The organism is Geodermatophilus sp. SYSU D00815 (assembly GCF_054050035.1).
Map to the genome: position 1 here is coordinate 338,898 of NZ_JBJGYO010000002.1, position 13,340 is coordinate 352,237.

Annotated in this window: 11 protein-coding genes; 6 read left to right on the plus strand and 5 right to left on the minus strand. The window is 74.1% G+C overall.

The window, feature by feature from the left end; genetic code table 11:
* Window positions 1-13: 13 nt before the first annotated feature.
* The 4 genes from ACI78S_RS04340 to rhaI form a co-directional block, all read right to left on the minus strand.
* The gene (locus tag ACI78S_RS04340; RefSeq protein WP_456970984.1) at window positions 14-871 is read right to left on the minus strand and encodes an aldo/keto reductase; all 858 of its coding nucleotides are present in this window, start codon (window positions 869-871) and stop codon (window positions 14-16) included.
* Window positions 872-880: 9 nt separating this feature from the next.
* Window positions 881-2,359, minus strand: a complete 1,479-nt coding sequence (locus ACI78S_RS04345) for a rhamnulokinase (protein WP_456970985.1) — start codon at window positions 2,357-2,359, stop codon at window positions 881-883.
* The gene (locus ACI78S_RS04350) at window positions 2,356-4,392 is read right to left on the minus strand and encodes a bifunctional aldolase/short-chain dehydrogenase (RefSeq protein ID WP_456970986.1); all 2,037 of its coding nucleotides are present in this window, start codon (window positions 4,390-4,392) and stop codon (window positions 2,356-2,358) included. The genes ACI78S_RS04345 and ACI78S_RS04350 overlap by 4 nt, the downstream gene beginning before the upstream one ends.
* 106 nt (window positions 4,393-4,498) lie before the next feature.
* Complete coding sequence (gene rhaI, locus ACI78S_RS04355) at window positions 4,499-5,671, minus strand: L-rhamnose isomerase (protein WP_456970987.1); 1,173 nt, start codon at window positions 5,669-5,671, stop codon at window positions 4,499-4,501.
* A gap of 219 nt (window positions 5,672-5,890) precedes the next feature.
* On the opposite strand from rhaI, the gene ACI78S_RS04360 reads away from it, so the two are divergent.
* The 4 genes from ACI78S_RS04360 to ACI78S_RS04375 are packed head-to-tail and all read left to right on the plus strand — an operon-like array spanning window position 5,891 to window position 9,772.
* Entirely contained in the window at window positions 5,891-6,907 is a 1,017-nt protein-coding gene (locus ACI78S_RS04360; protein WP_456970988.1) for a LacI family DNA-binding transcriptional regulator, read from the plus strand.
* Entirely contained in the window at window positions 6,904-7,692 is a 789-nt protein-coding gene (locus ACI78S_RS04365; protein ID WP_456970989.1) for a (Fe-S)-binding protein, read from the plus strand. Before ACI78S_RS04360 ends, ACI78S_RS04365 begins: the two co-directional genes overlap by 4 nt.
* Entirely contained in the window at window positions 7,689-9,149 is a 1,461-nt protein-coding gene (locus ACI78S_RS04370) for a LutB/LldF family L-lactate oxidation iron-sulfur protein (protein ID WP_456970990.1), read from the plus strand. The genes ACI78S_RS04365 and ACI78S_RS04370 overlap by 4 nt, the downstream gene beginning before the upstream one ends.
* Complete coding sequence (locus ACI78S_RS04375; RefSeq protein WP_456970991.1) at window positions 9,146-9,772, plus strand: LutC/YkgG family protein; 627 nt, start codon at window positions 9,146-9,148, stop codon at window positions 9,770-9,772. Before ACI78S_RS04370 ends, ACI78S_RS04375 begins: the two co-directional genes overlap by 4 nt.
* Window positions 9,773-9,794: 22 nt before the next feature.
* Here the strand turns inward: ACI78S_RS04375 and ACI78S_RS04380 are convergent, their stop codons facing one another.
* On the minus strand, window positions 9,795-11,354 hold the full coding sequence (locus ACI78S_RS04380; protein ID WP_456970992.1) for an LCP family protein: 1,560 nt from the start codon (window positions 11,352-11,354) through the stop codon (window positions 9,795-9,797).
* 189 nt (window positions 11,355-11,543) lie between these two features.
* Here ACI78S_RS04380 and ACI78S_RS04385 point away from each other — a divergent pair, with 189 nt between their 5' ends.
* Window positions 11,544-12,476 (plus strand): acyl-ACP desaturase, encoded by a 933-nt coding sequence (locus tag ACI78S_RS04385; RefSeq protein ID WP_456970993.1) that lies wholly within the window; start codon window positions 11,544-11,546, stop codon window positions 12,474-12,476.
* A gap of 67 nt (window positions 12,477-12,543) precedes the next feature.
* Window positions 12,544-13,335: an exodeoxyribonuclease III gene (locus tag ACI78S_RS04390; protein WP_456970994.1), complete on the plus strand. Its 792-nt coding sequence runs from the start codon at window positions 12,544-12,546 to the stop codon at window positions 13,333-13,335.
* Window positions 13,336-13,340 lie beyond the last annotated feature (5 nt).

A 13,340-nucleotide genomic window follows, 5' to 3' on the forward strand; every position in this document is an offset into this window, starting at 1 on the left:
GTGGGGACGCCGGTCAGACGAACAGCGGCGCCGCCTCGGTCCGGGACGCCAGCGCGGCCATCTCGTCGTCCCCGGGACGGCGCTCGAACCGCTCGGCGGCGTCGAGCAGCCGCGGCAGGAGCTCGACGTCGCCCGTGGTGAGCAGGAAGGCCTCCGGCCGGCCGAGCACCCAGTGCACGGCGAGGTCGACGTCGGCCTGCGCGCGCAGCGGCTCGTACCAGGTGGCGGCGGTGGCCGCCCGGCCGTCCCACCGCCGCCGCGCCAGGCTCTTGATCGTCTGCAGCGCGACGCCCCGCTCGGCGCAGACGGCGGCGAGCGCCTCGAAGCGGTCGGCGTAGCGCTCGTCCTGCATCTGCACCCAGTTGTAGGGGCAGAGGACCGAGTCGAACGGGAAGCGGTCGAGGCTGCGGCGGTGCATCTCGGGCACCGACAGGCCGTGCCCGGTGACGCCGATGAAGCGCACCAGCCCCTCCTCGCGCGCCTCGACGGCCGCCTCGAGCGCCCCTCCGGCCCCCAGGGCGACCTCCCACTCGATGACGTCGACCAGGTTGTGCAGCTGGATCACGTCGACCGAGTCGACGCCGAGCCGGTCCAGCGAGCGGTGGATCGACTCCCGCGCCTCGCGGTAGCCCCTCTTCTCGGTCTTCGTGGCCAGGAAGAAGGTGCCCGGGTTGCGCTTGAGCCACGGCGCGATCCGCAGCTCGGCGTCGCCGTAGCTGGCCGCGACGTCGATGTGGTTGACGCCGTGCGCGAGCAGGACGTCGAGGGCGCGGTCGGCGTCGGCCTTCGGCCCGCGGGCCAGCGCCGCGGCGCCGAAGACCACCCGGCTGGACTGGTGCCCGGTCGCGCCGAACGGCGCCCGCCCGATCATGCGCCGACCCTAGGGCTTGACGCGCTCCTCGGCAGCGGCCCAGCCGGCCTCCGCGCCCGGGGTCGGCGCGTACGTGCGCACCTCCTGGGTGGCCCGCAGCAGCGCGCGCAGCTCGGCGAGCCCGCCGGCGACCGCTCCCCCGGCCCGCGCCTGCACCAGCGCGTTGCCCAGCGCCGCGGCCTCCACCGGGCCGGCGACGACCGGCAGCCCGCACGCGTCGGCGGTGAGCTGGCACAGCAGGGCGTTGCGCACCCCCCCGCCGACCAGGTGCACCACCTCGACATCCCGCCCCGACAGCTCGGCGGCGGTGCGGACCACCCGGCGGTAGGCCAGCGCCAGGCTGTCGAGGATGCAGCGGACCGTCTCGGCCTGGCTCTGCGGCGGGGTCTGCCCGGTCTCGGCGCAGAACGCCGCGATCCGCGCGGGCATGTCGCCCGGCGGCAGGAAGCGCGGGTCGTCGGGGTCGACGAGGGCGGTGAACGCCGGCACCCGGGCCGCGGCGTGCAGCAGCTCCGGCAGGTCGGCCGGCAGCCCGGCGGCGGCCCAGGTGCGCAGCGACTCCTGGAGCAGCCACAGGCCCATGACGTTGCGCAGGTGGCGGACCGTGCCGTCCACCCCGAGCTCGTTGGTGAACCCGGCCGCGCGGCCGGCCTCGGTGAGCACCGGCTTCTCCAGCTCCACGCCCACCAGCGACCACGTGCCGCAGGAGACGTAGGCGAACCGGTCGCCCCCGGCGGGGACCCCGACGACGGCCGAGGCGGTGTCGTGCGAGCCCACGGCGGTCACCGGCACCGGGCCGGCCAGCCCGGTCTCGGTCAGGACCTCCGGCAGCAGCTGCCCGATGCGCTCCCCCGGCCGCCACAGCGGCGGCAGGAGCTCGCGGGGGAGCCCCAGGCGCAGGACGAGGTCGTCGGCCCACTCGCGGGTGGTGGCGTCGAGCAGCCCGGTGGTCGAGGCGTTGGTGACCTCGGCGCCGACCTCGCCGGTGAGCCAGTACGCCAGCAGGTCGGGGACCAGCAGCATCCGCCGCGCCGCGGCGAACTGGGCGGTCCGCCGGGCCGCGACCAGCTGGAAGACGGTGTTGAACGGCAGGTGCTGCAGCCCGTTGACCCGGTAGAGCGCGGCCGGGTCGACGGCGGCGTGCACCGCGGGCACCGCCGTCTCGTGCCGGGCGTCGCGGTAGTGGACGGGGTTGCCGAGCAGCGCGCCGTCGGCGTCGAGCAGGCCGAAGTCGACGGCCCAGCTGTCGATGCCCACGCCGTCGAGCCCACCGCCGGACTCGCGCCCGGCCGCCCGCAGCCCGTCGAGGATGCCGCCGTGGAGGGCGAGCACGTCCCAGTGCAGCGTGCCGCCGATCCGCACCGGGCGGTTGGCGAAGCGGTTGACCTCGCGCAGGTCGAGCCGGCCGGGGCCGACCCGCGCGGCCATCACCCGGCCGCTGGACGCGCCCAGGTCGACGGCCGCGAGGGTCAGCTCCCGTTGCGTCACCGGAGGAACGCCGCCGCCACGCCGCTGTCCACCGGGACGTGCAGGCCGGTCGTCCGGGTGAGGTCGCCGCCGGTGAGCGCGAAGACGGCGTCGGCCACGTGCTCGGGCAGCACCTCGCGCTTGAGCAGGGTGCGCTGGGCGTAGAACTCGCCGAGCTTCTCCTCCGGCACCCCGTAGACCGCGGCGCGCGAGGCGCCCCAGCCGCCGGCGAAGATCCCCGACCCGCGGACGACGCCGTCGGGGTTGATGCCGTTGACCCGGATCTGGTGCTCGCCCAGCTCGGCGGCCAGCAGCCGGACCTGGTGCGCCTGGTCGGCCTTGGTGGCGCCGTAGGCGACGTTGTTCGGGCCGGCGAACAGCGAGTTCTTGCTGGAGATGTAGACGAGGTCGCCGCCCATCCCCTGCTCGATCATGATCCGGGCCGCCTCGCGGGAGACCAGGAAGCTGCCCTTGGCCATCACGTCGTGCTGCAGGTCCCAGTCCTGCTCGGTGGTCTCCAGCAGCGGCTTGGAGATCGACAGGCCGGCGTTGTTGACGACCAGGTCGACGCCGCCGAAGGCGAGCACCGCCGTGCGGAACGCCTCGGCCACGGCCTCGGCGTCGCTCACGTCGGCGGCCACGCCGACCGCGACGTCGGGGCTGCCGATCTCCTCGGCCGCCGCCCGGGCCTTGTCCTCGTCGAGGTCGGCGACGACGACGCAGGCACCCTCGCGGGCCAGCCGGTGCGCGATGGCCTTGCCGATGCCGCTCGCCGCACCGGTGACCAGGGCGACCCGGGTGGCCAGCGGCTTCGGCTTCGGCATCCGCTGGAGCTTGGCCTCCTCCAGCGCCCAGTACTCGATGCGGAACTTCTCGCTCTCGTCGATCGGCGCGTAGGTGGAGACCGCCTCGGCGCCGCGCATGACGTTGATCGCGTTGACGTAGAACTCGCCGGCCACGCGGGCGGTCTGCTTGTCCTTGCCGAAGCTGAACATGCCCACGCCGGGCACCAGCACGATGGCCGGGTCGGCGCCGCGCATCGCGGGGGAGTCGGGGGTGGCGTGCCGCTGGTAGTAGGCGGCGTACTCGGCGCGGTACTCCTCGTGCAGCTCCTTCAGCCGCGCGACGACGTCGGCCAGCGGCGCGGTGGCCGGCAGGTCGACCACCAGCGGGCGCACCTTGGTGCGCAGGAAGTGGTCGGGGCAGGAGGTGCCCAGGGCGGCCAGCCGCGGGTGCTCGGAGCCGGCCAGGAAGTCGAGGACGACGTCGGCGTCGGTGAAGTGGCCGACCTGCGGTCGGTCGGTCGACGCCAGGCCGCGGACCACCGGCGCCAGCGCGGCGGCGCGGTGCCGGCGCTCGCCGTCGGGCAGCGCCTCGTAGCCGGGCAGCGGCTCGCCGAACGGCTGCGGCCGGCCGCGCTCGGCGAGGAACCGCTCCGCCGTCCGGATGATGTCGAGGCTGTTGGCCTCGCACTCCTCGCTGGTGGCGCCCCAGGCCGTGATGCCGTGACCGCCGAGGATGCAGCCGATCGCCTGCGGGTTCTTCTCCCTGATCTCGGCGATGTCCAGGCCGAGCTGGAAGCCGGGGCGGCGCCACGGCACCCAGACGACGCGGTCGCCGAAGCACTCGCGGGTCAGCGCCTCGCCGTCGGCCGCGGTCGCCAGCGCGATGCCCGAGTCGGGGTGCAGGTGGTCGACGTGCGGGGCGGCCACCAGGCCGTGCATCGCCGTGTCGATGGACGGCGCGGCCCCGCCGCGGCCGTGCAGGCAGAAGTCGAAGGCGGCGACCATCTCGTCCTCGCGCTCGACGCCCGGGTAGACGTCGACCAGCGAGCGGAGCCGGTCCAGGCGGAGGACGGCGAGGCCGCTCTCCGTCAGCGTGCCGAGGTCGCCGCCCGAGCCCTTCACCCAGAGCAGCTCGACCGGCTGCCCGGTGACCGGGTCGGTCTCGGTGCCCTTGGCGGAGGTGTTGCCGCCGGCGTAGTTGGTGTTGCGCGGGTCGGCGCCGAGCCGGTTGGACCGGCCGATCAGCTCACTGACCACGGGGTTGGTCATCGTGTGTGCTCCTGGGTCTCGACCGGCGAGATCGCCGGTCTCGCACGGATGGAGGGTCGAAGGTGTGCGAGATCGCCGATCTCGCCGGGGGGGTGGCGGCCCTGCGTCAGGCGCCCCAGCCGGCCTGCTGGCCGCCGACGCGCTCGCGGGCGATCCGCTCCTGGTGGCCGGAGCGGGCGTAGGCGGCGTACGGGTCGGGGTCGAGGCCCTTCGACTCGCGCAGCTCCGCCAGCAGGGGGCGGACGTCGGTGCTGTAGGCGTCCATCAGCGCGCCGTGGGCGGCGAGGACGTCGCCCGAGCGCTGCGCCTCGTGCAGCGCCTCCCGGTCGACCAGCAGCGCCTTGGCGGTCGCCTCCTGCACGTTCATCACCGAGCGGATCTGGCCGGGGATCTTCGGCTCGATGTTGTGGCACTGGTCGAGCATGAAGTTGACCCGCGACTCCGGCCGCAGGGCGTCGGCCTCGACGATCTCGTTCATGATCCGGAACAGCTGGAACGGGTCGGCCGAGCCCACGATCAGGTCGTCGTCGCCGTAGTAGCGGGAGTTGAAGTCGAAGGCGCCCAGCTTCCCGACCCGCAGCAGCTGCATGACGATGAACTCGATGTTCGTCCCCGGCGCGTGGTGTCCGGTGTCGAGCACGACGGTCGCCTGCTCGCCGAGGGCCATGCAGTGCACCAGCGAGGTGCCCCAGTCGGGGATGTCCATCGCGTAGAAGTACGGCTCGTAGAACTTGTACTCCAGCAGCAGGCGCATGCCCGGGTCGAGCAGGGCGTAGATCTGCTGCAGCGAGTCGGCCAGCCGGTCCTGGCGGGCGCGCAGGTCGTCCTGGCCGGCGTAGTTGGTGCCGTCGGGCAGCCACAGCTTCAGGTCGGTCGAGCCGGTCTGCCGCATGACCTCCACGCAGCGGGCGTGGTGGGCGATCGCCCTGTCGCGCACCGCCTTGTCGGGGTGGGTCAGCGAGCCGAGCCGGTACTCGTCGTCCTGGAACAGGTTCGAGTTGATCGCGCCGATCCGGACGCCCAGGTCGGCGGCGTGCGCGGCGAGCTTGCCGAAGTCGTCGACCAGGTCCCACGGGATGTGCAGCGACACCCGCGGCGCCGCGCCGGTGTACCGGTGCACCTGGGCGGCGTCCTCGAGCTTCTCGAAGGGGTCGCGGGCGACGCCGGGCTGGCCGAAGACCTTGAAGCGGGTGCCCGAGTTGCCGAACGCCCACGAGGGCAGCTCGATGGTCTGGGCGGCCAGCGCGTCCAGCGCGCGGGCACGGGGATCGGTGGTCACGAGCGCCTCCTGGGCGACGGCCGCCGGCTGCGCACCGGGACCGTGCGGTCGCGTGAAACGTTTCAGGATGTGATGGCGCCGACAGTAGGGCCCGTGCTAGGAATGTGTCAAGCGCCATGGCGCCCCCGGGTCCCTGGCCTGCTCGGCGAGGTCGACCGGCCGGGTTTGAGACGGTTCAACGCATCCGAGGAGGCGCAGCTGAACGCCAGCATCCGGGACGTGGCGAGCCTCGCCGGCGTCTCGGTCGGGACGGTCAGCAACGTCCTCAACCGCCCGCAGGCGGTCAGCGAGACGACGCGCGACCGGGTCCTCGAGGCGATCGAGCGGCTGGGCTTCGTCCGCAACGAGTCGGCCCGCCACCTGCGGGCCGGGCGCAGCCGCACGATCGGGCTCGTCGTCCTCGACATCGCCAACCCGTTCTTCACCGACGTCGCCCGCGGCGTCGAGGACGTCGCGAACGCCGCGGGCCTGGCCGTCATCCTGTGCAACTCCGACGACCGCCCCGAGAAGGAGTCGGCCTACCTCGACGTGCTGGCCGAGCAGCGGGTGCAGGGCGTCCTCGTCACGCCGACCGCCGAGCTCTCGCCCCGGCTCGACGCCCTGCGGCAGCGCGGCGTCCCGGTCGTGCTGCTCGACCGCCGCGCGCCCGACGCCGCGCAGTGCGCGGTCGCGGTCGACGACGTGCTCGGCGGGCGGCTCGCCGCCGAGCACCTGCTCGAGCGCGGCCACCGGCGGATCGCCTTCGTCGGCGGGTCGTCGGGGCTGTCGCAGGTGCAGGAGCGGCACGCCGGGGTGGAGACGGCGGTGCGCGACGTGGCCGGCTCCGACGACGCCCTGCTCGTGCTGTCCCCCGAGGCGCTGACCGTGGCGGGCGGTCGGGAGGCGGCCGAGCGGATCATCGGCCTGCCCGCCTCGCGGCGCCCCACGGCGGCGGTGTGCGCGAACGACCTGCTGGCACTTGGCATGCTTCAGGAGATGGTCCGGCACGGCATCGCGGTGCCCGACGACTTCGCCATCGTCGGCTACGACGACATCGATTTCGCCGCGGCTGCCGCGGTGCCGCTGTCCTCGGTCCGCAAGCCCCGCCGCGAGCTGGGCCGGCGGGCCGCCGAGCTGCTCATGGACGAGGCCCGCGGGGAGGGGCACCGCCACGAGCAGCCGGTGTTCGAGCCGGTGCTCATCGTCCGGGAGTCGAGCATGGTCCGCCGCAGGGCGGCGACGAGAGGAACCGCATGAGAGTCGCGCTGTTCGCGACCTGCCTGGTCGACACGGTGGCGCCGCAGGTGGCGATGGCGACCGCACGGCTGCTGGAGCGGCTCGGGCACGAGGTCGTCGTCCCGCCGGGCCAGGCCTGCTGCGGCCAGATGCACGTCAACACCGGCTACCGGCGCGACGCCGTCCCGGTCGTGACCAACCACGTCCGCGCCTTCCGCGACGCCCTGGCGTCGGGGGTCGAGGCGGTGGTGGCGCCGTCCGGCTCGTGCGTGGCCTCGATCCACCACCAGCAGGCGATGGTGCTGCGCCGGGCGGGGGAGGCGGCGCTGGCCGACGAGGCCGCCGCGCTGGCGGAGCGCACCTACGAGCTCTCCCAGTTCCTCGTCGACGTCCTCGGGGTCACCGACGTCGGCGCCTACTACCCGCACCGGGTCACCTACCACCCGACCTGCCACTCGCTGCGCATGCTGCGGGTGGGCGACCGGCCGCTGCGGCTGCTGCGCGCCGTCCGCGGGCTGGAGCTGGTCGAGCTGCCCGCCGCCGAGCAGTGCTGCGGCTTCGGCGGCACGTTCGCCGTCAAGAACGCCGACACCTCCACGGCGATGCTCACCGACAAGATGGCGAACGTGCTGTCCACCCACGCCGAGGTGTGCACGGCCGGTGACGCCAGCTGCCTGACGCACATCGGCGGCGGGCTGTCGCGTCTGCGCTCGGGCACCCGCACCGTCCACCTGGCCGAGATCCTCGCCTCCACGGAGGACGAGGTCTCCCCGCGCCAGTCCACCCGGCCGGCGGTGACCGCGTGAGCCAGACCTTCCTCGGCCTGCCCACCGCCCCCCGGCACGTCGGCAACCTGCGCGGGGACAAGCCCTTCCCCGACGCCGCCCGCGAGGCGCTGCGCGACGGCCAGCTGCGGGCCAACCTGGGCCACGCCACGACGACGATCCGGGGCAAGCGGGCCGCGGTGGTCGGCGAGGTGCCCGACTGGGCGCAGCTGCGCGAGGCCGGCCGGGCGATCAAGGCCGCCACCATGGCGCGGCTCGACGAGCACCTGGAGGAGCTCGAGCGCCAGGTCACCGCCCGGGGCGGCACGGTGCACTGGGCCCGCGACGCGAACGAGGCCAACGCGATCGTGCTGGAGCTGGTGCGCGCCACCGGCGCCGACGAGGTGGTCAAGGTCAAGTCGATGGCCACCCAGGAGATCGGGCTCAACGAGGCGCTCGAGGCCGCCGGCATCGCCGCGCACGAGACCGACCTCGCCGAGCTGATCGTGCAGCTGGGGGAGGACAAGCCGTCGCACATCCTCGTGCCGGCCATCCACAAGAACCGGGCCGAGATCCGCGAGATCTTCCTGCGGACCATGCCGGGGGTGGACCCGGACCTCACCGACGAGCCGCGCCGCCTGGCCATGGCCGCCCGCGCGCACCTGCGGGAGCGGTTCCTGCGGGCGCGGGTGGCGATCAGCGGGGCCAACTTCGCCGTCGCCGAGACCGGCACGCTGGCGGTCGTGGAGAGCGAGGGCAACGGGCGGATGTGCCTGACCCTGCCGCAGACGCTGATCACGGTCATGGGGATCGAGAAGCTCGTGCCCACCTGGCGCGACCTCGAGGTCTTCCTGCAGCTGCTGCCGCGCAGCTCCACCGGCGAGCGGATGAACCCGTACACCTCCCTGTGGGCCGGGGTGACGCCCGGCGACGGGCCGCAGGAGTTCCACCTCGTGCTGCTGGACAACGGGCGGACCGCGACGCTGGCCGACGAGGTGGGCCGCGAGGCGCTGCACTGCATCCGCTGCTCGGCCTGCCTCAACGTCTGCCCGGTCTACGAGCGCACCGGCGGCCACGCCTACGGCTCGGTGTACCCCGGGCCGATCGGCGCCGTCCTGTCCCCCCAGTTGACCGGGGTCGAGGACAACGCGTCGCTGCCCTACGCGAGCTCGCTGTGCGGGGCCTGCTACGACGTCTGCCCGGTGGCGATCGACATCCCGTCGATCCTCGTGCACCTGCGCGCCGAGCACGTCGAGGCCCAGCGGCGGACGACGGTCGAGGGCCTGGGCTTCCGGTGGCTGGCGCGGGCGATGTCGTCGCCGCGGCTGTGGCACGCCGCCCAGCGCGCGGCCGGGCTGGGGCGCTTCCTCGCCCGGGGCAGGCCCGTCCTGCCGGCCACCCTGCCGCCGCCGGCGTCGAGGTGGACCCGCACCCGCGACCTGCCCGCGCCGCCGGCGAAGACCTTCGTGCAGCAGTGGACCGAGGAGCACGGGCGGTGAGCGCCCGCGACGAGGTGCTCGGCCGCATCCGGACGGCGCTGGGCGCGACCCGCCCGCCCGCGGCCGAGGTCGCCCGCGGCTACCGCACCACCGACGGGCGCGCGCCCGAGGTGCTGCGGGAGGTCCTGGTCGACCGGCTCGTGGACTACAAGGCGCAGGTGCTGCGCTGCGCGCCGGACGAGATCGCCGCGACCGTCGCGGCGGCGCTCACCGCCGGGCTCGGGGAGGGGTGGCGGCCGGCCGACGTCGTCGTCGCCCCCGGCCTGCCGACCGGTTGGCGACCCGACGGCGTGACGGAGGACGACGGCCGGCCGGCGGTCGAGCTGGCCGCCTTCGCGGCGACGGTGACCGGGACCGCGGTGGCGATCGCCGAGACCGGCACGCTGGTGCTCGACGGCACGCCGGCCACCGGCCGGCGGGCGCTGTCCCTGCTGCCCGACTGCCTGGTCTGCGTCGTCACCGCCGACCGGGTCGTCGGCGGCGTCCCGGAGGGCCTGGCCCGCCTGGACCCGGTCGCGCCGCTGACGATGATCAGCGGCCCGTCGGCGACCAGCGACATCGAGCTGTCCCGCGTCGAGGGCGTGCACGGCCCGCGCACGCTCGTCGTCGTCCTGGCGGGGTAGGGCAGGGCCCTCCCGCCGGGCCTCAGCCGGCGCGGGACGGCGGCTTGCCCGCGGCCAGCTGCTCCTGCGCCTGCTGCGCGTTGTACGCGCACGCGTCGCTGACGTCGGCGACCGGCGCCGAGGACGGCGGCGGGGCCTCGCCGGCCGTCGGGGTCGCCGGCGGCGTGGTCGCGGACGGCGGTGCGCTGCTGCTCGTGGCCGGCGGCGCCGGCGGCTCGATCGCGTCCTGCACGATCTGCCGCATGAGCGCGTAGTCCGGGTACGCCGGGTGGATCAGCGTGTTGTCGAAGACCACGCTGCGCACCTCGGCGTCCTTGACCAGGAAGCCCAGGTCGACGAAGTCGCCGAGGACCGACTGCGGGATGTCGGTGCTGACGATGTCCTGGGTGGTGCGGGCGATGTCCTGGTACTGGCGGAGCAGGGTCACGGGATCGGCGGCGTCGATGATCGCGTCGATCGTGCACCGCTGGCGGGCCATCCGGTCGTAGTCGGTGAGGCCGAAGCGGCCGCGGGCGAACTGCAGCGCCTGGAACCCGTCGAGGCGCTGGTTCGCGCCGGGGGCGAGGTAGTCGTCGGGGAGCTCGCCGGTGCCCGGGTCGCCGTTGATCGGCACCCAGTAGTTGATGTTGACGGTGATCCCGCCCAGGGCGTCGATCAGCTGGCTGAAACCCTCGAGGTTGACCAGCACGAAGTAGTCGATGTCCAGGCCCAGCGCCTCGCCGACGCCCAGCTTGAGGAAGTCGGCGCCGGGGTCGTCGGTGGGCCCCAGGATGTCGGGGTACATCGCCGGGCCGTTGCGGTAGACCGCGTTGAGCAGGCTCTCGCTCTCGCTGCCGGCGTCGAAGCCGTCGGGGTACACCGCGGCCAGCGGGCTGTCGGCCGGGAACGGCAGGTCCTCGAGGTTGCGCGGCAGGCTGAACAGGACCGTGTCCCCGGTCTCGGTGTCGATGCTGGCCACGATCACCGTGTCGGTGCGCACGCCCTCCCGGCCGGGACCCGCGTCGCCGCCGAGGAGGAGCACGTTCACCCGCTCCTGCTCGCCGAAGGGGTCGGCGGTCTCCTCGACCGTGGCCGACTCGCGGTCCTCGGCGAAGACGCCGTCGAGGAGCCCGCGCTGGGCGTCGACCAGCCGCACCCCCCAGAAGGCCGGCAGCGCCACCCCCGCGGCGAGCAGCACGACGAGCACCGCCCCGACGACGTGCTGCAGCGGCCGCGTGCGGGCCGGGACGAGCATGCGGTACCCCGCGACGACGACGGCGACCCAGAGCAGCCCGACGAGGGCCAGGCCGCCGATCAGCCACAGCAGCGAGCTGCTGTCGACGGCGAGCCGGACGGCGGCGCGCCGCCCGCCGGTGGCCAGGTACACCCCGCCGGCGACCAGCACCAGGAAGAGCGCGAGGGTGACCGCCCCGAGCCGGCGGCGGCCGGCGACGAGGAACGCGGTGCCGGGGACCAGTGCGCCGAGGGCGGTCAGGCCCAGCGCGGCGGCGAAGCTGCGGGCCGGCCGGCGACGGTGCCGGTGGCGCGGCGGCCGCTCCTCCTCCGGGCCGGTGGCCGAGGGGGCGTCGGGATCAGCGCGCACGCGCGCTCCACCGCTCGGAATCGCTGGTCACCAGACGATGATCGCACCGAATGGCGTCCCGGGTGGCCGTCGTGGGGAACCGGACGTGCTCGTGCGTGAGGTGAGCCTCACCTGGGCACTGGGAGTTGATCGGAGTCCGTCGGCTACGCCAGCGTAGGTTACGCAGTCGTAGGGAACCCGGAGGTGGTCATGTCGAGCACGTCGCCGCAGAGCGCGGTGCTGATCGAGCTGGAACCGGTGGTGGCGCAGAACCTCGACCGGCACCTGTCGCTGGCCAAGGAGTGGCACCCGCACGACTACATCCCCTGGGACGAGGGCCGGAACTTCGCGTTCCTCGGCGGGGAGGACTGGTCGCCCGAGCAGTCGCGCCTGGACGAGACCGCCAAGGCGGCGATGATCACCAACCTGCTCACCGAGGACAACCTGCCGAGCTACCACCGGGAGATCGCCACCCGGTTCGGCAAGGACGGCGCCTGGGGGCAGTGGGTCGGCCGCTGGACGGCGGAGGAGAACCGGCACGGGATCGCGCTGCGCGACTACCTCGTCGTCACCCGGGGCGTGGACCCCGTGGAACTCGAGCGGGCGCGGATGGACTACATGACCACCGGCTACGACTCCGGGGACAAGTCCCCCCTCGAGGCGATCGCGTACGTCTCGTTCCAGGAGCTGGCCACCCGGGTCTCGCACCGCAACACCGGCCGGGCCACCGGCGACCCGATCGCCGACAAGCTGCTCGCCCGGATCGCCACGGACGAGAACCTGCACATGGTCTTCTACCGCAACCTCATGGGCGCGGCCTTCGACGTCGACCCCGACCTGGCGATGCAGGCGGTGACCAAGGAGGTCGTCGGCTTCGAGATGCCCGGCGCGACGATGGCCGGCTTCCGCCGCAACTCGATGCTGATCGCCAAGGCCGGCATCTACGACCTGCGGCTGCACCACGACGAGGTCGTCAGCCCGGTGCTGCGCGCCTGGAAGGTGTTCGAGCGCACCGACCTCGGCCCGGCCGGCGAGAAGGCCCGCGAGGAGCTGGCCGCCTTCCTGGAGGGCCTCGACGCGCAGGCCACCCGGTTCGTGGAGAACCGCGAGCGCCAGCGAGCACGAGCCGCGGCGAGGGCCTGAGCGGCGGGCCTGAGCGGAGTGCCACGGCGCGGAGATCGCGTCCCTGGCACTCCGTATGGTCGGTCCCGTGCGGCTGGCGACCTGGAACGTGAACTCCATCCGGACCCGGGCCGACCGGGTCGCGGCCTGGCTGCAGCGGCGGGACGTCGACGTCCTGGCCCTGCAGGAGACCAAGTGCCGCGACGACCAGTTCCCCGAGATGGTGTTCAGCGCGCTCGGCTACGAGGTCGCGCACGTGGGCTACTCGCAGTGGAACGGCGTGGCGATCCTGTCCCGCATCGGCATCGACGACGTGGAGATCGGGTTCCCCGGGCAGCCGTGCTGGGGCGAGAAGGCAGAGACCGAGGCGCGGGCGCTCGGCGCCACCTGCGGCGGCGTGCGGGTCTGGAGCCTGTACGTGCCCAACGGCCGGACCCCGACCGACCCGCACTACACCTACAAGCTCGACTGGCTCGCGGCGCTGCGGTCGACGGCCGCCGGCTGGCTCACCGCCGATCCCGGCGCCCAGGTGGCGCTGGTGGGGGACTGGAACATCGCTCCCCAGGACGACGACGTCTGGGACATGCGGGTCTTCGCGAACTCCACGCACGTCACGCCGCCGGAGCGGGACGCCTTCCGGGCGATCGTCGACGCCGGGTACGCCGACGTCGTCCGCCCGCACGCCCCCGGGCCCGGGGTCTACACCTACTGGGACTACACCCAGCTGCGCTTCCCCCGCCGCGAGGGCATGCGCATCGACTTCGTGCTCGGCTCCCCGGCGCTGGCCGGGCGGGTGACCGGGGCGCTCATCGACCGGGAGGAGCGCAAGGGCAAGGGCGCCAGCGACCACGCGCCGGTGGTGGTGGAACTGGCCGGCTGACGGGC